At 45.6% G+C, this 18,878-nt stretch carries 20 protein-coding genes; 9 read left to right on the top strand and 11 right to left on the bottom strand.

Annotation, left to right across the window (positions count from 1 at the left end):
* Positions 1-9 precede the first annotated feature (9 nt).
* Both J0L70_RS22570 and J0L70_RS22565 read right to left on the bottom strand, forming a co-directional pair.
* Entirely contained in the window at positions 10-651 is a 642-nt protein-coding gene (locus J0L70_RS22570; protein WP_353736656.1) for a Uma2 family endonuclease, read from the bottom strand.
* Positions 629-1,219 carry a helix-turn-helix domain-containing protein gene (locus J0L70_RS22565; protein WP_287455930.1) on the bottom strand — a complete coding sequence of 197 codons (591 nt, stop codon included), beginning with the start codon at positions 1,217-1,219 and terminating at the stop codon, positions 629-631. Before J0L70_RS22565 ends, J0L70_RS22570 begins: the two co-directional genes overlap by 23 nt.
* Positions 1,220-1,312: 93 nt before the next feature.
* Between J0L70_RS22565 and J0L70_RS22560 the strand changes: the two genes are divergently transcribed.
* Together J0L70_RS22560 and J0L70_RS22555 are read left to right on the top strand one after the other, a co-directional pair.
* Complete coding sequence (locus tag J0L70_RS22560; protein WP_287455929.1) at positions 1,313-1,570, top strand: hypothetical protein; 258 nt, start codon at positions 1,313-1,315, stop codon at positions 1,568-1,570.
* Positions 1,564-2,001, top strand: coding sequence for a type II toxin-antitoxin system VapC family toxin (locus J0L70_RS22555; RefSeq protein WP_017285767.1), 438 nt, complete (start codon positions 1,564-1,566; stop codon positions 1,999-2,001). The genes J0L70_RS22560 and J0L70_RS22555 overlap by 7 nt, the downstream gene beginning before the upstream one ends.
* A gap of 102 nt (positions 2,002-2,103) precedes the next feature.
* On the opposite strand, the gene J0L70_RS22550 is transcribed toward J0L70_RS22555, so the two are convergent.
* Positions 2,104-3,309, bottom strand: coding sequence for a hypothetical protein (locus J0L70_RS22550; protein ID WP_287455928.1), 1,206 nt, complete (start codon positions 3,307-3,309; stop codon positions 2,104-2,106).
* A gap of 659 nt (positions 3,310-3,968) precedes the next feature.
* On the opposite strand from J0L70_RS22550, the gene J0L70_RS22545 reads away from it, so the two are divergent.
* On the top strand, positions 3,969-5,291 hold the full coding sequence (locus J0L70_RS22545) for an SGNH/GDSL hydrolase family protein (protein ID WP_190651005.1): 1,323 nt from the start codon (positions 3,969-3,971) through the stop codon (positions 5,289-5,291).
* Positions 5,292-5,301: 10 nt separating this feature from the next.
* On the opposite strand, the gene J0L70_RS22540 is transcribed toward J0L70_RS22545, so the two are convergent.
* From J0L70_RS22540 to J0L70_RS22510, 7 genes are all read right to left on the bottom strand, one after another.
* Positions 5,302-5,757: a hypothetical protein gene (locus J0L70_RS22540; protein WP_190651008.1), complete on the bottom strand. Its 456-nt coding sequence runs from the start codon at positions 5,755-5,757 to the stop codon at positions 5,302-5,304.
* 71 nt (positions 5,758-5,828) lie between these two features.
* The gene (gene cobJ / locus J0L70_RS22535; protein ID WP_287455927.1) at positions 5,829-7,208 is read right to left on the bottom strand and encodes a precorrin-3B C(17)-methyltransferase; all 1,380 of its coding nucleotides are present in this window, start codon (positions 7,206-7,208) and stop codon (positions 5,829-5,831) included.
* Positions 7,196-7,891: a precorrin-2 C(20)-methyltransferase gene (locus J0L70_RS22530; protein WP_017285772.1), complete on the bottom strand. Its 696-nt coding sequence runs from the start codon at positions 7,889-7,891 to the stop codon at positions 7,196-7,198. The genes cobJ and J0L70_RS22530 overlap by 13 nt, the downstream gene beginning before the upstream one ends.
* 3 nt (positions 7,892-7,894) lie before the next feature.
* Entirely contained in the window at positions 7,895-8,518 is a 624-nt protein-coding gene (locus tag J0L70_RS22525; protein ID WP_287455926.1) for a precorrin-8X methylmutase, read from the bottom strand.
* Complete coding sequence (gene cobG, locus J0L70_RS22520) at positions 8,511-9,785, bottom strand: precorrin-3B synthase (protein WP_287455925.1); 1,275 nt, start codon at positions 9,783-9,785, stop codon at positions 8,511-8,513. Before cobG ends, J0L70_RS22525 begins: the two co-directional genes overlap by 8 nt.
* Before the next feature lie 682 nt (positions 9,786-10,467).
* On the bottom strand, positions 10,468-10,764 hold the full coding sequence (locus J0L70_RS22515) for a hypothetical protein (protein WP_017285776.1): 297 nt from the start codon (positions 10,762-10,764) through the stop codon (positions 10,468-10,470).
* Between the two features lie 48 nt (positions 10,765-10,812).
* Positions 10,813-11,205, bottom strand: a complete 393-nt coding sequence (locus J0L70_RS22510; protein WP_287455924.1) for a hypothetical protein — start codon at positions 11,203-11,205, stop codon at positions 10,813-10,815.
* Positions 11,206-11,459: 254 nt separating this feature from the next.
* On the opposite strand from J0L70_RS22510, the gene J0L70_RS22505 reads away from it, so the two are divergent.
* The 5 genes from J0L70_RS22505 (at position 11,460) to J0L70_RS22485 (ending at position 16,506) form a co-directional block, all read left to right on the top strand.
* Positions 11,460-11,819, top strand: a complete 360-nt coding sequence (locus J0L70_RS22505) for a hypothetical protein (RefSeq protein ID WP_287455923.1) — start codon at positions 11,460-11,462, stop codon at positions 11,817-11,819.
* A gap of 253 nt (positions 11,820-12,072) precedes the next feature.
* Positions 12,073-13,077 carry a sensor histidine kinase gene (locus J0L70_RS22500; RefSeq protein WP_287455922.1) on the top strand — a complete coding sequence of 335 codons (1,005 nt, stop codon included), beginning with the start codon at positions 12,073-12,075 and terminating at the stop codon, positions 13,075-13,077.
* Entirely contained in the window at positions 13,074-13,748 is a 675-nt protein-coding gene (locus J0L70_RS22495; RefSeq protein ID WP_017285780.1) for a response regulator transcription factor, read from the top strand. Before J0L70_RS22500 ends, J0L70_RS22495 begins: the two co-directional genes overlap by 4 nt.
* 448 nt (positions 13,749-14,196) lie before the next feature.
* Positions 14,197-15,858, top strand: coding sequence for a GAF domain-containing sensor histidine kinase (locus J0L70_RS22490; RefSeq protein ID WP_287455921.1), 1,662 nt, complete (start codon positions 14,197-14,199; stop codon positions 15,856-15,858).
* Positions 15,859-16,074: 216 nt separating this feature from the next.
* Positions 16,075-16,506 carry a DM13 domain-containing protein gene (locus J0L70_RS22485; protein WP_287455920.1) on the top strand — a complete coding sequence of 144 codons (432 nt, stop codon included), beginning with the start codon at positions 16,075-16,077 and terminating at the stop codon, positions 16,504-16,506.
* Between the two features lie 162 nt (positions 16,507-16,668).
* Here the strand turns inward: J0L70_RS22485 and J0L70_RS22480 are convergent, their stop codons facing one another.
* Positions 16,669-17,769: a glycosyltransferase family 4 protein gene (locus J0L70_RS22480; RefSeq protein ID WP_287455919.1), complete on the bottom strand. Its 1,101-nt coding sequence runs from the start codon at positions 17,767-17,769 to the stop codon at positions 16,669-16,671.
* A gap of 784 nt (positions 17,770-18,553) precedes the next feature.
* Between J0L70_RS22480 and J0L70_RS22475 the strand changes: the two genes are divergently transcribed.
* A complete protein-coding gene (locus tag J0L70_RS22475; protein WP_287455918.1) occupies positions 18,554-18,778 on the top strand; it encodes a hypothetical protein in 225 nt (74 codons plus the stop codon).
* The last annotated feature ends 100 nt before the right edge of the window (positions 18,779-18,878 follow it).

Here is an 18,878-nt window from a genome sequence, read left to right as displayed (position 1 = left end):
GAGAGCGGTTTATTCTTGGTCAGCGCTAAAATCAACTTTGTCGTATAAGTCTGCAATCACGAACTGACAAGGCACAGAGTTCAACGAAACCGCTAAATTCTCATCTTCATAAGTTGTGGTCGTCCAAATGCCGTTATCGTCTTTAATTCGATGCTCAATCTGAACCTTGTACTGATCGATGAGTAGGTACTCTTGGAATTGTGAGATCGTTTGATAAGCTTCAAACTTTTCCTCCCGGTCATAGCTCCGAGTGGATTTTGATAGAACTTCTGCAACAAAAATAGGATTAATCAAAGTATCGCGCCGACCTTCCTGATATTGAATGGGTTGCGGCATGACCATGACATCGGGATAGGTATAGATACGTTTCTTCGGAATCCAAAGTCGCTGATCCGTAATGTAGATCTCATACGGTTTTCGCTTGAGGTCAATGCTTAATGCGATGTAAAGATTTCCAGCAATTTTATTGTGATTCGGAAGTCCACCTGTCATTAGAACAATCTCACCGTCAATGTACTCATGCCGTTCCTCTGAGTGAATTTCAAATTCCAGGTATTCTTCGGGGGTGTAATCACGTTTTGAAGTTTGCAGAATCATACGATCGACATTCCCAACGAGAGTAGTTTTATTATACGGGACTGACTTTGGCACGATAGAGCAAGCGTTCTCCTTGCCGATATCCTGCATATCTCACTCGAACTAAATCACCAGCTTCAGCCATGCCGCCCATCAATTGCTGCTGCTGCGGGTCGTATGGAATTTCAGAACCAACGATCGCGCTTTGCTCAATTCCCCAGTTTTGTAAAAGCTGTTCAATCGGACGAACTAAGGGTAAAAGCTTCACCGCAGGTGCTTGCGGATTTTGCTGAGCCGCATAAGCAGCAGCAGACCATTGCAGTAACCACGGTTCTAAAGTTTGTAGACTCGATTGTTGGAACTCTTGTAGTAAAGTTTCTCGTTGTTCAGATAGCTGTGCTTTGAGTCGATCGTATTCTTTTTGCAATGATGGAATCAGCTCGAACAGTGCTAGTAACTCTGCTAGGCTCAAATCTAGTTTTGTCGCAAACTGCGTGAGGGTTTCGAGCTTCAATTGTTGGAGTTCACCTTTGCGAAGTTTCAGGAGTTGTTTTTCAGAAATGCCTGTGCGATCGCGTAATTCGCGAAATGTTTTGATTTGGCGCAATCGCATCAGTTCTCGAATTTGCGGTGTGTAGTCCATGACAGCAAAAATACCAGATTGTCTCAACTTTACCAGCAGTGAGATCGCATGAGAATTTTGTTAGAATAGAGAATATGCGTATTAGTAGATATCATGTCGCCAATCAAGGAATCTTTGCAGAATGCGATCGCCAATCTGAGCGAAGAAGATTGTGTGCAGGTGATGGGATTTATTCAGGATTTGCAGCATAAGTCAGAGAGTCACTATGTTGCAGACGAGGATTTATTTGAGTATGTGAATGGAGTTTTAGTCGTAAAAGCGACACTTGATGAGGGGGTAACACCTGAAGACCTTGAGTTTGCAGTTGAGCAAGATCGAGCAATACGAGATAGGAAGTTAGAAGCTTGGTAAGAGTTTTATTTGATACGTCTGTTGTCATTGCAGCGATCGTGCCTGTGCATCCGCGCCATTCGGAATGTCTTCCTTGGTTAGAGCAGGTTAAGTCAGGTGAAATTCAAGGTGTGATTGCGATTCGGTCTTACGCTGAGTGTTTTTCGACTTTGACAAATTTGCCGCTTCGTCCTCGGATTAGTCCAGCACAAGCACAACGCTTGATCACAGAAACTTTGAGTTCATTTGAAGCGATCGTATTGACGATAGAGGATTATCAAGCTGCGATAGCTCAAATGGTCAATATGGGACGTGCAGGTGGAGGCGTTTATGATGCGCTGATTGCTCAAGCTGCCTTGAAAGCCGAAGTTGATACGCTTCTAACCCTGAACGCTAAGGATTTTACGCGATTGGGAGAATCAGTTTCTCGATTGGTACAAGTTCCAAGCTAAGCTTTTCTTCCTGCTTCAATAAAGCTAGCAAGTCGTAACAGAAAAAACAGCGATCGTACTCTTAGCACGATCGCTGCTCAATTTGTAAGCTCAGAATAACGACTAAAGTGGCTTGCTCACAATTCGTTCCAAAATCCAACGTCGATGTTTGATCACAAAGAAAATGTACAAGCCCAACAGAACGAACCAACAGAGATTTCCCAACCCCGTATAAGTATTGATAATTTGGGCATTGCTCCAGTTATGAACCTCACTGAGTTGATTCATATCGCCAACTGAATCGCCAGCAATCAGCGATCCCCACGGAATCGATTCAGTTCCCTGTTTTACCGATCGCCAAAACGAGAAAATTGTCCAAAACGTATTTGCTCCCAAAAACATTGCAGGATATCGCCAGAAATCCCATCGAAAGTAATCGGGAAGCCGAAAGTAAAAACCAGCAATCAGCAAAGCACTCAAATAAAACTCTCCGCCCACTCCTCCAAAAGACAGCCACATATCAAAGGTGTCTTCTGGCAACAACCAAGTCATGCCAAACTGAATCACCGCACAAACAATCGCCACAATCATCGTCGATCGCTTTTTCTCCCGCCATCCTGCTCGAAACAGCAAACCTAAGAGGATCAATCCCCCAAAATACACAAACAGCGATCGCTCAGGAATCACAGTTGTCCAGCCAAACGGTAAAGGCAGCGCCCGTCGTCCTGAAAACCAAGCGATCGTGGCATGTCCAAATTCATGGATCCAAATTTGCAAAAAGATGAATACCCGGTGAAAGCCGATCGTATGCAGCAAAACAGCTAAACTCATTGCGATCGGAAAGGCTAAGAACAGCACATAGCGATTTTTAAACGAATACAGATCTAAATCATTTTTCTCAATTACATTCAGATCAAATTGCTTTTTCCAAAGGACAGCTTTCGACGATCGCATTCCATAAATCACGATCTTACTTACCCCTTCTGGTAATTCCAATTGAGTGAGGTGCTGATATAACCGATCAGCGACCTCGGCTTTCCCATTTGTTTTGATATAAATTTGCAGTATTTCTTGCTGAATCCGAACCTGAAAGTGTTCTAAATTCAAGCGATGCAATAACTCAGTAATGGGATCTCGTGTCTGGGCAGTCTCGACGCTCTGATAAATATGTTCCTGAATTCGTTCATAGGCAGCTTTCAGCAACGCTTTTTCTTCTTTTGCCTCTTGCCGAATTGCTTGCATTAATCGCGCTGAATAAACCGCGTCAACATCTTCCATCGATGCGCCCAACTCTAATCCCAACACCTCGTAACATTTTGAAATTTCCATAGCGGGACTTCTAGATCTTTACCGCTAGCGTTCCCGATCATTTCACCTGTGTACCCAATTATCTTGCCGTAGGGAAGTGGGGAGTTTGGAGTGGGGAGAAACCAGGCTCAGATGGCTCGCTATCTCCTTATCACAATCTCACAATCTATTGTGATGAACTACTAGCAAATCTATGAACGGTGCTCGTCGATCAACCCATTTTTAGAAAATCAACGGGCAATCAACGAGGAAAGAGATGACGATCGCGTTGAAAATTCTTTATTTTTTCGAATATTTCTTAGTTCTGAATTGCTCTTGTTGCCGAGGTTTTAGCGAATCGGGGCAGTAGATGCCAACAAATTTATTTAAAATAAATCATCAAATTGCATCGGATAGTAGTAAGATTTGAAACCACATCAACCAGAATGTACTGATTAGCAAACGAGCTTGATTCGAGTGACCGAGTACTGACATATTAAGGGGTGCGATCGAACAAACTTGACTGAAGCCCATCGCATCAGCGAGGCTTTTTTAGGTGCTCGATCAAATTTCATCTCCCTGGGTAATATACGGACTCTCGTAACCCCCAACGCGATCGTAAAGAGGAATTGTGAATGTTTTTTAGGTCTAGCCGAAAGTCCTCCTGGTCTAGCCGTTCTTTATACCAAAAGAAGAAGGCGGTGCCGAAGCGGTGGATCTTACTCTCCATTCCGCTAGTTCTACTGGGGCTGGAATTATTAACGCGGTTGGTCGTCAGTGCTACAGGCAAAACCGCAGAGTTGAACGCCTTTGAAGGCGAACCGCTGAATTTAACAGCCTACCGCTTGAAGTTTTTAGATGCGAAAGGGCAACCTTTTGACGGGTTGCCAGATCATGGGCAATTAGCAGCAAAACGCAGTCCTGTCATGGGCTACCGCTTAGTCGGCAATCAGCAAAATTCGGCTTGGAAAATTAATGATCAAGGGTTCCGCTCCGATCAGCCGATTAACTTAGATAAACCCAAAGATGAAGTCCGAGTCTTCATTTTGGGCGGGTCAGCAGCGTTTGGGCAACTGAGCACCAACAATCAAAGTACGATCGCGGGTCAACTCGAAACTCGACTCAATCAACAAGTCGCGGCTCAGAAAGCGAGTCCGAATAAATTTCGACCGGATACGCTGCCTTACTTCGCAGATGAGCTAGAAAAAGCGCTAAAACTCCCGCCCCGAATTCGAGAAGCCCGCTACCGCGTGGTGAATGCCGCAGTTCCCGGCTATGCTTCTGGGAACGAATTAGCCCAACTGGCGTTTGAAATTTTGCCTTATCAGCCCGATGCGATCGTTCTGATGAATGGCTATGCTGACCTTTTGGTTCCGAGTGCCCAAGAAGGCGCAGATATGCCTGGGACAGACGCGATGTTAGAAAGTGCGCCTCGGCATTTGATGGCAGGCTTAGGCAATGGAATCCGTAACTTTTTTGATCAGTTCTATCTCGTTAAGGGGTTCCAATATTGGGTCTTACGCCCACAAGCTAGCTTCCATCAAATGATTCCGCCCGCATTTGATACATCTGTTCAAGATCACCTCACGGCAGATTCCAAAGAGCTAGAAAGACGTACCGATCGCTATCGTCAAAATCTCCAACAAGTGGCACGTCTAACTTCTGCTGCTAAAATTCCTTTATTTGTGGGACTTCAACCTGAAGTATCGATTCGCAGCGCAAAGCCTGCCGGACGAGAAAAAGAGATTCTAGAGCAGTTGGGGTCGCAGTACCCAGAGCAGATCAAATCAGGTTATACCAAGCTTCAAGGCTCGATCGAGCAGGTGAAAAAAGGCTCACCTCAGCTCTCGACGCTGAATTTAGCTGAGATCGCGAACGGAACGCAGGGTGAAGTCTTCCAAGATGCCATTCATCTTACAGACACTGCAAATCGCGCGATCGCGAATCGTCTCTTTGACACGATCACGCCCAAACTGCACGTTCAGCCGAAACCCTATGCAGGCGGTGATGTGCCGCCTTCCTAATCCTCATCCGCTAAGGAGTTCGATAGGGCATCGGTGCGCCCCCGATTGGGGGCTGAATTTGATAACTCGGAATCAGCGTTGCAGCATGTGCACCAGTTGGGGGCTGAATGGGCGCGCTTGGAATCAGGGTTGAAGGTTCTGAGCCAATCGGCGGCGCAAACGAACAACATTCAATCGGTTCAGCCCCAATTGGCGGCTGAACGGACGCGCTTGGAACCAAAGTTGAAGGTTCTGAGCCAATCGGCGGCAAATAAGATGGCTGAATCGCGACTCCTCCGATCGGCGGCTTAATCTCATAGCTCAAATAGCCAGGAGGAGGAGTCGTTACAATCGGAGGAGGCACCATCAAATCATGAGAAGGGATGACCCCGCCAATCGGCGGACGAATTGCCTGTTGATGCGGATCGGTGGGTGGCGTATAACCGACAGGTGGACGGAGATACTTGTTTTCACGACGATGCGGCATAGGAATCGACTCAGAGAAAATATTGAGTAGCATTACTATACCGGGGAAGCGAAAACTTTTTTAATTTTTAATTAATCTTTTCGATAGTGACGAGGCGTATAGACCCAAACGTTGCTTTCTGATTGATTGAAAATTCGGGTCTGACTTGATCCAATCAAAATAACTGTTCTCATATCTGCATCGGTTGGCTCTAACTCTTTCAGCATTTTCACTTGCGTTTGCTGTCCAGGTCTTCCTAAATTGCGCGCTAGCACGACCGGAGTATTGGGCGATCGATAATTCAACAAGAGTTCTTTTGCTTTTTCAAGCTGCCAAGTGCGAGTGTTAGAAATCGGATTGTAGAATGCGATCGCAAAATCTGCTTTCGCAGCCGCACAAATTCGATCTGCGATCGTGTCCCAAGGCTTGAGAATATCCGAAAGTGAAATCGCGCAGAAATCATGCCCTAACGGCGCACCCACTTGAGCCGCAGCTGCTTGCATGGCAGAAATCCCTGGACACACTTGAATCTCGATCGTCTGCCAGTCTGGCTTCGCATCGCGTTCTAGCACTTCAAACACTGCCGCTGCCATCGCATAGATTCCCGGATCACCCGAAGAAACCATTACAACAGATCTGCCCTGTGCTGCAAGATCGAGTGCTAATGCTGCCCGGTCTAGCTCTTCACGATTATCAAATATATGCAAATTCTGATAGGTGCGCAGTGGCTCAACTAAGTTCAAGTAAGTTTGGTAGCCAATCCAATCGGTTGAATTGCGAAGTACCGCTTTGACCTGAGGGGACATCCATTCAGCCGATCCGGGACCTGTTCCAATGATGGCAAGCCGCTTAGAAGATTGATAAACCAAACATTCTGAACTGCCTTGAACTGCTTCTGTTGTAATCTTGATCGTGAGCTTTGCATCATCCGCGATCGGTAACTGGCTCTTTTCTAACCAAGGCGCAGAGCCTTCAATTTTAACCGTCGCTCCTGCCAGTAGCTCAGCGAGGAATGTTTTTGCATCATCGGGATTCACTAACCGATAGCCATTAGGCGGAGACAGCAATGCGGTGCGAAATCGAATATCTCCAGTTGTTGTAATCGCAGGTACGACTTCTACGACAGTTGCAATTTGGCGAGCGAGATCATTTACGCCCTGCAATCCACCGAGTAATGGAACGACTGCGCTCCCATCTTCAGCCATTGCAATTACGGGCGGCTCTTGCCACTTATTTGACAGCAAGGGAGCGATCGTGCGAATTAAGATCCCTGCTGCACAAATTCCGACGATCGCAGTTCCTTGGGTAAATAGCTCTCGAACGGTTTCGCCAAATTGAGTAAAGGAAACATCGACGCCCGTCGTGCGATGCTCTAGCCCATACAAAGTCGCATTGGGTAGAGCATCGGCAATTTGACGCGCGATCGGCACACTCGCCTGACCTAAAACGATGACTGCAATTAAGGTTGCCATTTGCTCGGAATCACAATCATAGAGAAATAAGGAACTTCTGCCGGATCAAGCTCACTAATCGGAACAATCCGCTGTTGAGAGGTAGTTGCTCGCTCAATGTATTTTGCTCGATCGTACAATCCCAACTCTTTCAGGACAGTCACAACTTTTGTAAAATGCCGTCCCAGTTTGATGATCGCGGCTGCATCTGCAACTGCTAGGCTTTTTTTCAAGTCTTCAGCCGACATAATTGCCGAGACAACCATAAACACATCATTGCGATACGTCAAAGGTGTCCCTAACATCGCTGGACTTGCCATGACACAAGATACACCCGGAATCACTTCGGTAGGAAACCGATCAGACAACCGACTGTACAAATACATGAATGAGCCATAGAAGAATGGATCACCTTCACACAAAACGACGACATCGCGGCCTTGCTGAAGATGTTCAGCAAGGGTTTCTGCTGCTTTATCGTAGTAGGGCTGTGCAGATTCTTCGAGCTTAAATGGGAAGTACATGGGAACTTCGATTTGTTCCGGGTGTAAGTACTCTGCCACGATCGATCGCGCTAATTTCAACGCACTATCTGAGAGCGGATATGCCACAACCTGCGCCGATCGCAACACGCGAAACGCCTTCATTGTGAGTAGTTCTGGATCTCCAGGACCAATTCCAATTCCATAAAGCCGACCCGTCATAAGTTATATCTCCTCTTGTTTTGCTAAAGCATTGACTGCCGCTGCTGCGATCGCGCTTCCCCCTCGTCGCCCATGCAAGGTAATAAACGGCACACCTCGACTGTTGGCTGCAAGTTCGGCTTTCGATTCTGCCGCTCCAACAAAACCAACGGGAAAGCCTAAAATCAATGCAGGTTTTGGTGCACCTTCATCGAGCAATTCCAGCAATCTAAATAATGCAGTCGGCGCATTCCCGATCGCAATCACGGCTCCTTTCATGTCCCAAAGATCTAAAGCAGCAGCCGATCGCGTATTGTTCAGCTTTTGCGCCAGTTCTGGAACAGTTGGGTCATTGAGGGTGCAAATCACAGGATTATCGACTGGCAAACGTTTTCGAGTCACCCCATTTGCCACCATTTGAGCATCGCAGTAAATTGCGGCTCCATTGGCTAACGCCTGACGACCTGCTTGAACCGCATCTGGAGAAGCCTCAATATCATTCGCGAGATCAGTCATTCCACAAGCATGAATTAATCGCACTGTGACGTGAGCCAGATCCGCAGGCAACCGTTCGAGATTCGCTTCAGACCGAATAATGGCAAATGATTTACGGTAAATCTCCTCACCGTTGCGAATGTAATCAATCATATCGAGCATTGATAAGTTGAGCGATCGTAGAAAGGTCTGACACAGGCTGTTCTGTCAGCAGTTCCTCTCCAGCAAAAAGATAGTAAGCTTCGGACTGTTTCATCCTAGTTCCAAGCAAAGTGATATCAGCAGGACTCGGTTGAGCACAGCCTTTTGGACAGCCTGTAATATGAATATTAATGGGATGCTTTAAGGACTGAGTCAAAGCATGAGCATCAGCTTGCGTATGTGTCTCAGCAGAAGCACATCCAGGCTTGCCAGCACAGGCAACGATCGAGGATTGAATCGGGTCAATTGAGAAACCAGATAGCTCTTGCAATACGGTAGATGGATCGGCAATATTTGGCAGAATGATCGATTGCCACGGTGTTAGTCGAATTTCGCCTGAACCGTAGGTTTTAGCAAGTTCGATGAGGTGTTGAAATTGCGCGATCGAGAGTTGCCCCAAAGGTAATGCAATCCCGATATAAAACAATCCAGCTTGTTTTTGAGGATGAACTCCGATAAGGGAAGCAATCCCAGACTTTAAAGAAATTGCAGTGCTGAAGGTTGTAAATCCTGCACGATCGAGAATTCCTTGAACCCCCCAATCTTTCAACATATCTCTCATCCTTGGCTTTTTCGGACGCTGAGATTGTTGGACATAGCTCAAATAAACTTTGGCTAAAGTTGCGATCTCAGAAACACACTCCGCTGCATCAATCACGACTCCAGTTTCATACAGTTGTTTATCTGCTGCAAAAGCTAACTGAAGCTGATTCGATGATATCGCTGAAAGTTGAATCTCATTGTATCGATGTTGCCAGGGCTGTGCAGCGCGAGTTCCGATACTCACTTGCCCACCGCCATCAATCCCAATACTAAATTTTGGGGGCAGACCTGCTAGTTCTGGCGTAGATTGAATGTAAGTATCAATGTCTTGAACGAGCGATCGCGTATCGATTAATTCGCTTGGATCAATTCCTGCGGTTGGGCTTGCCATCACATTGCGCAGATGATCCACCTGAGCATTTTTTGCCGCAAGCCCAATATTTTTCAAGATTTCAAAGATTTCTGGAGCCGATGAAACCGCTCGAAATTGAAGATTCGCACGATTCGTCACTTGAATCGTCGAAGTCTTCCAGCGATCGGTAATTTCAGCGATCGCACTTGCCTGCGCTACAGTCAAAATCCCGCCTGGAACTCGAATTCGCATCAAGATTCCATCTTGGGCAGGCGTTTCATAAAATAGCCCTGGACAGGGGTTTGCACTCACTAACTCACTCATATGCTCCTTCTCCGTGGTTCGCAGAGAATTGAATGAAGACTGACTTGGAATTGGCATTCTGACTCGATTTGATGATCATCACAGCTGCGCCACAGTACCGGATTTGCACCGGATTTTCCCAATCCAAGCCAATGAAGCATATCACACTCGATTGCGCAAGATTTCGATTCTCAAACTTCTCTAAATCTTTCTCAACGCGAAATCATCCATTGAGCTTCAATTTTTGGCATGGATGACTGAGAACATGAATGAGCGTGACAGGGGCGGTAATGTTTTAGATCTATAGACGAACGATGGTGCTGCGATCGCGTTATGTCCAAATGCACCTCAGCAGCGTTCGGTTTCGGCTTCAGTTGCCCTAAATGTTTTTTTAATGCTCAAATTCATATACGCCAATGTTCGCCGCATCATCGAAATGCTGACACTGACAGAGCATTCTGTTTCTAATCATACACACAACGCCTACAACAACAACCCAACTTGCTGTTATAGGCGCAAGCCTTGATTGTGCGATTTTTTCCTCTGCACCACTGCCATACGGTTTCGACTACACCGTCTTCCATTCTCGACAGTGGCGCATCAGTCGCGCACAAACGATAACGATAAGGTCATGCCAGACAGCTTGTTGAGAAAATAACTCAGATTTAGGAAGCCCAAACTGATATTCAAAGAAGCTAAAGGATTAGACTCCTCTAAAGCCCAGATCCATTTCGATGCCCATTTGCTCGGCTTGCTGCATTGTTCGATCGCACTTTGTCCGTCGGCAGATCTGACGAATACCAATTTGACTGAAGAATAGTCCGAGCAGAATGATAGCACCAATTTCGGCGAGCTTGCGCGTGACCGCACTTGAAGCACCGAAAATCAAAATAGCCATCCAGAGGTACAGTTGCCCTGGGACTTTTTGATGCGATCTCGTTCCCTTTCTGAAGTTCATCACAATTTGATTCAAGAAGTAAGATGGTGCTTTGGTGATCATGTCTCTTCACTGATGAAGCCTTTCCAAGTACGAGAAGAAACAGCCCCGTTACTTCACTTCACTAGATGCAAATTGTGTAACACGACCCGACTTAACTGCCACAACCACATCATAGGTTGCACAGTAAGCAAATGTAGTATTGTTGGCTTTGTTGTAGAGATTGACCACCATACCTGCACCACCAGGTTGCACGGAGACTGGCTCTAAATCGCCAAAGAAGTAGCGTCGTAACTCATCACCACCCCCAAACTGTCCCTTATGCTGGACAATTTTAGCGATCTTTTGCGACGGGGTTAAGCCTGTACTATCTTTCATTTCTTGAGCTGCTGATGCCTGCATGAGGTGAGGATTGATGGCTTTGAGTGGAGCATCCCAAATTGTGACCATGCCAACTAAAGCAGCCGTGGTGAAAGTTGTGGTGAGTAAAGAAGTAAGTTTCATGAAGTTCATTCCTGAGGAGTTCAGTTAATTCCAGAATGCAGGTCTTCGTTGAGAGGAACCTAAACTGAAACTAAACCTTCTGTGAAGTTAACCGTGTAGAAAACTCATGCCAAACTCAGCATTTTCTCAGAAAACTATGCTGATGCGCCTAAGATCAGTTTCTCAGTCAATTCTCAGCGGTTGATCAGAACGCATTCAGGCTAGTTTGTCATGCTTGTTGTTATCAAACACTTACTAGCTTCAGGAGAGTGATGATGAAACGCTTCTTATTGACAGCATTCTCGCTCATGCTGGTCTCCACGGCTTCAACTGTTCCCGCAAGTGCTCAGCCTCGCATCAACCAAGAGATCGCGAGCAACAATCTAGGCACGACTCAAACCACCGTCAGATTATCTCCAGCTGATCTTGCACATTTTGCTTATCGCGGCTATTTCAAGTCTCAGAGCATCAATGGCTATGGCAGCCTGATTCAAGATCATAATACTGGCAAAGTTAGCGCTAAAGACATTGTGCAGGCCGCAGTGAATACTCATCATCTGCCAGCTTCTACTTTGGACGATCGCGGTTATCTCAATGCCGTAGACAATCAGTTGCGCGACCTTAACCTGCATTGAGTGCCCCTGAAGAAGCCGAAACGATTTGGCTTCTTCGTTGAGTTCCAGCTAGTCTACAATGAGTTGATAATTCTAGACGTTGATAATTCTAGACTGAGTTTGAACGCTATCCGCGTCAAAGTAGGTGATCTCCATGCGTCGCTTGAGTAGATTTTCAAGAACAAGGTTCAGACTGAGATGGAATCACCTCGATACCAACTCACTCCATTTTCGGCTGTTTTTCTGTATCGTGATCTTTTCTGCGATCGCTGCTGTGAGTTTCGTTTTTCTCAGTCGTCGAGATGTGCAAAACTTTCTGTCGATGAGTTCGTTTGATGCAGCAACCACTGCAAAATTTCTCACGCTCGCTGCTCAGTTAACGACCTTAAGCTTAATTTTTATTGGCGTGCTGATGTTGATCATGCTCGGATTAGTTTGGCGATTGCTTTCAGCATTACGACATTTCCATCAATGGACAACTTCTTCAACTCATCGACTAGATCCCTATCCGCTCAATTTATACCCTGCACCGACCGAAATCAAAGGATTAGCGCAACGTTGGAATGAGATCGTTACTCAACTAGCAACGGTTAAAGATCAACAGCGACAATTTACGAATGCGGTCGCTCATGAACTGCGATCGCCATTGAGTTTAATTTACGGCTATCTCCAGCGGAGTCAAAAACAAAATCAAACATTGACAGATACGCAAAAAGAAACACTTGCGATGGCAATCACAGAAGCAGAGCGAATGACGCTCATCTTAAAAGACTTGATTGATCTTGCGCGCATAGAAAGTATTAATATCGCGATTGATGAAGAAGTCGTTATCTTAAACGATTTTGTTCACGATGTCGTCAATATGACCGAACAGTTTGAGTCTTGTAATATTGAAACCAAATTATCCACAACGCCAATCCGAGTCCAAACAAATCGCGACTATTTAATGCAAATTCTAGATCACCTCATTAGCAATGCAATTAAACATTCCAATTTAGATATTCCAATCATCATTACACTCCACCAAGAAAGCAACACAGCGATTATTCAAGTGCACGATCGCGGAAGCGGTATTTCCCCATCTCAACAAGCCTTTGTATTTGAGCCATTTTACCGAACTGATCCGTCGCGAGCACGAACAACTGGTGGGACTGGCTTAGGATTGACGATCGCAAAAACATTAGCAGAACGGATGGGCGGCAATATTACTGTCGAATCTCAACCCGGTGAAGGCAGTACGTTCACATTAACACTTCCAGCAGTAGGAACCCGATCATGAGTGCTCATATTCTATTAGTTGAGGATGAAGTTAAACTTGCTCGTTTTATCGAACTAGAACTGGTTAGTGAGGGCTATACGGTTAGTGTCGCGCATGATGGCATGTCAGGCTTGATGCTTGCTCGCGAGGCGACGCTCGATCTGGCGATTCTCGATTGGATGCTTCCAGGATTGTCTGGTTTAGAACTCTGTCGGCGATTGCGATCGACCGGAAGTAAAGTTCCAGTCATTCTGTTAACGGCACGCGATGAGGTAAGCGATCGCGTTGCGGGTCTGGATGCAGGAGCCGATGATTACATGGTGAAACCGTTTAGCATTGAGGAACTGCTCGCAAGAGTCCGTGCTCATTTGCGTCGAGTGCAAGACGGTGATGAAGAGATTTTACAGTTCAATACCTTACGCCTGAATCGGAAGACTCGCGAGGTATATCGCGGCACTCGATCGATTTCTCTCACTGCAAAGGAATTCGATTTACTAGAGTATCTTTTGCGGCATCCGCGTCAGGTGTTTACTCGTGATCAGATTCTTGAGCATGTTTGGGGATATAACTTCATCGGCGATTCTAATATTATTGAAGTTTACATTCGCTATTTACGTCTGAAATTAGAAGAAGAACAAGAGCCGAGACTCCTTCATACTGTTCGGGGAGTTGGCTATACGCTACGCGATTGATTCAAGCAGCATTTCCATCAGGACGGGTTAAAGCGGAGCATTGCGATGCTGTCTCACCCAAGTTGAAAGGCTAATCGAACAGTGTCCTTTCAGGGCTAAAACTTCTCTACTGGGATATTACGAGCAGCCATGCTGCTGCTGCTGAATGATCAAGTTATGGACAACCCTCGATCGTACACTAACGTTGGCAAAGGCTACACAATGCGAGAACTCAGAGTTTTTCAAAAAAACTGAGTTCTAAGAATTTTGGTTGTATCCCTGAATTCAGTCACATTGCATAGATGATGCAGTTCTAATAGAAAGGTTAATTTTTGCTGAAAGAACAGCAATCTCCATCAAAAGAACTTTAGGATACTTTATCAGAAGTTGAAGGATGCCCATTTCTTGCAGACTTGATCAAACTAATTGCATCATAATGTACATCGCTCCTTGAGGAGTATCGGAAGCAATGATGACGATTCCTTCGAGACCGGAGCAGCGAACCTTAGCAATTCTATCCTCCCTGAGTTATCGAACGGGCGAACTCAGCTCCTATTTGTATGAAGTGGCGCAAGGAGTTAGCGAACTGATTGGGTTAGACTGGTCGGTTGTGACCTATTGCCAAGGGGCTAGCGAGCGGATTCTGGCAAGTACGATCGATCTGGGCGAGGCAGCAAATCAGGTGTATTCGCTGCACGGTAGCTTGACTGGTACAGTTGTAAGAACGGGCGCTCCGTTAGTCGTCGAGAATGCAAGTACCTGTAAGGACTATGGTCAGGCACCAGAAGGCTATCAGGCTTATTTAGGCGTGCCTTTACGAACCTCAAGCGGTGACGTGATTGGGACAATTTGCTCTTTCCAACGGCAGCCCCGTTGCTTTACAGAAAACGAAGTGAAGCTAGCAGAACTGTTTGCTGAGCGGGCTGCAACGGCGATCGATAACTATCAGCTTTACCAACAGCAGCAACAATTCAATGAAATGTTAGAAGCGGAGGTCATGAAACGAACACTCGAACTCCGCGCCGCCCAATCAGAGTTATTGACTGCTAACCTTGAATTAGAACAACGGGTTGAGCAGCGCACAGCAGAACTCAAACAAGCAGAAGCAAAGTTTCGAGCAATCGTTGAGAATGCGAATGATATTATCTTTGCAATCACGCCGGACAATGTATTTTCCTATGTTTCTCCTAATGTTGCTGATGTGCTAGGATTCCAGCCTTCGGAAATGGAAGGAAACTTGATCACATCGTTCATCCATCCCGATGATATTCAAGCTTGTATTGGCGAGATCGAACAATTGCTTTCAACCGGACAGAAACAATCTGGAACAGAATATCGTGCTCCTCATAAACAAGGTGGCTGGCGTTGGCTCACTGCAAATATCGGATTGACTCAAGATACAAACGGACAACCGCTGATTGTAGGCGTAACCCGTGATATTAGCGATCGTAAACAAGCCGAGAAAGCATTAGAACGGCTCGCAGAAATTGGTGAGCTAGCCGCGATGATTGTGCATGAAGTCCGAAACCCGCTGACGACAATTTCAATGGGACTAAATACGTTCAAAAGGCTGAATTTGACAGAGCGGTTTCAGGAATATCTTTCGCTTGCATTAGATGAAGCCGAACGTTTACAGCGATTATTGAACCAAATTTTGCTGTATTCTAAACCGCAAACTTTACAGCGATCGCAGTTAGCTTTGGATCAATTGATCACCGAAACACTTGATACTCTCAAGACCGTTCCTGCTGCGTCGGAGAAATACCTAAAGGTGGACATCGCATCCGCACCCATTCAAGTTTTAGCGGATCAAGATAAGCTGAAACAGGTGTTCATTAACTTAATCATCAATGCCTATGAAGCCAGCAATACCGGAGAGACAGTAACGGTTAAGCTCTATACGCTTAGAAATCATCAAGCTTGCATTCACATTCAGAATCAGGGTCAACCGATTCCTACAGAGAGTCTGCCCAACTTAACGAAACCCTTCTTCACGACAAAAACGGCGGGTACCGGGTTAGGACTCGCGATCGTCAAACGGATCATCGAAGCTCATGAAGGTGAATTGAGTATCGAATCCTCTGCGACAACAGGAACGATCGTTCAAGTATTGCTGCCTCTAACACCATAAATCCTCAAGATGAGAATTCGCTGAGAATGACCTGAAAACTTTCTCTGTGAAATATCAGCATTTTGTTCTGGACTGTTTAAGCGCTCATCATTTCGCTGCTCAACCTAACCATCATAATCAGGGGTGTATTCATCCAAGCAAACTTTAATCATGAAAGTAAACCATTGGATTTCACTCAGTCTAGCTTCTCTCATCTTTGTTGGGTGCGTTGGAACGATGGCTAAGAATCAGACAACGGAACCGGAACTTCCAGCAAAACCAGAATTAGCAACTCAGGCGAAAACTCCAGCATCAACCATTGTAAAATCAGGCAGTTTTCAGTCTGGAGAACATCCAACCCAGGGGAAAGCGCAAATTGTTACTCAGAATGGCAAATCTTTCCTAGAACTAGATCAAGGGTTTAAAACCTCCAGTTTGGGACCTGATTTAGTTGTTGTTTTACATCGTTCCAACAATGTACTGAGATCCGCAAAACCACCTTCCTATCCCTTGAAAGAGGGAGAATATGTCGTTCTCGCACCTTTACAAAAGTTTAATGGTGCTCAAAGCTATGCGATTCCAGCCAATGTTGACCTAAAAAGCTTTCAGTCCACTGTAATTTGGTGTCGTAAGTTTAATGCAACTTTTGGGACTGCTCCATTAAGTTAATTCGGAGAATTGTAATGTCACTTGACCTTCAAGTGGCTCTAGTTACAGGGAGTAGCCAGGGCATGAGACAGGAAATGGTAATGCCAGACTGAATATGCTCAATCTGGCAAAGTCAGAAGTGCTACAACAGCATTAGTGACAAAGCGCCCGTAATCGAACGACTCAAGCCTCTGCAGTGACAGCGCGATCGCCACTTGATTCTGTCTCCATGGCAGTTAATAGGGAGATTAAGGACTGCAAGTGCCTTTCCGTAGTATGTTCCCGCAGCACTTTTTCATGTCCGCGTTGTGCTAAAGCCGCAGCTTCTTGGGGGTTGTTGAGCAAAGACACGATCGCTGCTCTTAAACTCGCTGCATCGCCGACTGGCACACCTCTCACCACACCTTCATCTCTCAAAGCTGTGTTACGACCCGGCGTACTGGTGAGAATCACAGGCTTGCAGCATGCCATTGCCTCTAAGACAACCGTTGATCCAGCAGAATAGGTATGATTCACGACGGGAACCACCACAATGTCAGCATCGCGGTACAACTGGCGCAATTCCGCAAAATCATAATATCGCGCTTCCATGTTTGCCGGAATGACTTTCGGAAACCCCCCCGATCCTGCTGCTTTTGCCGCACAGGAAGCAGCACAGATTTTCACATCCACATCAAGATCGTGGGTTGCTTCGGCAAGCGTCACATAGTCTCGCTGCTCTAAGCCTGCACTCGCAATAATAGGACGGGATTTACTCGGAGAAGTCGCACCGGGGGAAAAGAAATCCGTATCGGTGTGAAGCGCGAACACGCTAACACGATCGCTGCTGAGATTGAGAAACGATTGGAGAAAGTCGCCCTGACTCTGGTTGTAAACCTGAAAAGCATCAATATGAGTGTCTAGCGCAAACAACTTCAGAAGCAAACGTACCCGTCTGTTTTCGGGAACCATCACATGCGTCGCGAGCTTCGGGCGCTTGCCTGCAACCTTACACAACATGGCTAACGGAAAACCAACATCAGTCCCATTGCAAAAGACGATATCTTCATTGCTAAGTTGGGGCACTATCGATCGAGCCATTGCCCATTGTTCAGGTAACGTGCCGAAGAACTTCGCAAACACTCGATCGAGAAACGTGATCGGGTGATTTCCGGTTTTGTGAATCGTCGCATCAAGTTTCTGGCTTAAGTCTGCTAAGACATGGCGTGGATTTATTCCTTGTCTTGCGCCTTCGCTGAATTGCTCTAAATCAAATGGCTTACTTAAAACTATATGATGTCTCATCGTCTACACAGATAGATAAAGTGTACGGGTAGATTCGCTAAAGGCTTAGACGAATTAGATTTAAGCCTTAAGTTGAAGATGAACAAGCCAATACTGAGATTTATCTTAAGTTTTGCAATTTCATTGCAACAGCGTCGCTATAGATGCACTGTGGAGATGCCGAGTGCAGTCTGTTCAAATCTTACAGTGACTTACGACTGTTAGTAATACTGAGAAGTAGTGCTTATAGACTCTTTATAATAGGAGAATTTTAGTAAAGCTTAGGTTAAATATTCAGTAGAAGTCCCGAGATATATCAGATAATTCTAGGCAGCATTGATACCGTGAGAGGGCAAGGACTTATGGTTGAGATAGATTTAATCAAAGCGAAGTAGCTTGCCTTTGATATGAAGGAAGTTATAGAGCCTCTACAAAGTCTTGAATTCATACTGAGCTTACTTTTGTTCAGTGCGATGGACCTGAAATGACCCTTCAATTCGGACAGAAGCACAAACAGTTTAAGCGTGACTACTTTCTACCACATTGCTACTTCTGTTGTTCGTTCCATTTGTCCTTTATTGAACAAGGATACTACTCTTAGTGCTCTGTGCAAATTTGGGGTGACATTTCACAATCTCTTCTTAAATCAATACTTCGGACAGTTTTTGAGAGGCTCGACAGGAAAGCTACCCGTCGCTTAAGGTGCTGATAAGAAAAAACCGCACCGGACGAATAGCTGTATGGAAATTGTACAAAGCCAACTGACCAAAGTGGGCAATTTCGCAAACCGCAACTGAAATTCTTCATGACGTTGTTCACGACGATCTGGATTGTTTGCGGCAAGGTAAACTTCAGCAATTTGAGTCGGTACAGCAATTTGAACGAGAAGACGTATCGCCGACAGTTTGAGAAAGACTTCGATTTTCTGAACTTGAATCTGAGTGTGATGGATGCTGCAACCGAGCCAGAACAGGCTTTACTGGGCGTGATGGATAGTTCATTTGTAACTACTCAGGTTAAAAGATCGTAAGGAATTGTAGGCAAGTACGCAAATAACAGTAAAGTTCAAACTATTCAAAGTTGTCGTGAGGGCATCCTCTTGAGCGACCCTACTCCTAAAAATCTGGCAA

The organism is Leptolyngbya sp. UWPOB_LEPTO1, assembly GCF_017302695.1.
Lineage (GTDB): Bacteria > Cyanobacteriota > Cyanobacteriia > Leptolyngbyales > Leptolyngbyaceae > Leptolyngbya > Leptolyngbya boryana.
The sequence above is the reverse complement of the archived record's forward strand: the minus strand, read 5'-3'. Positions and strand labels throughout refer to the sequence as shown.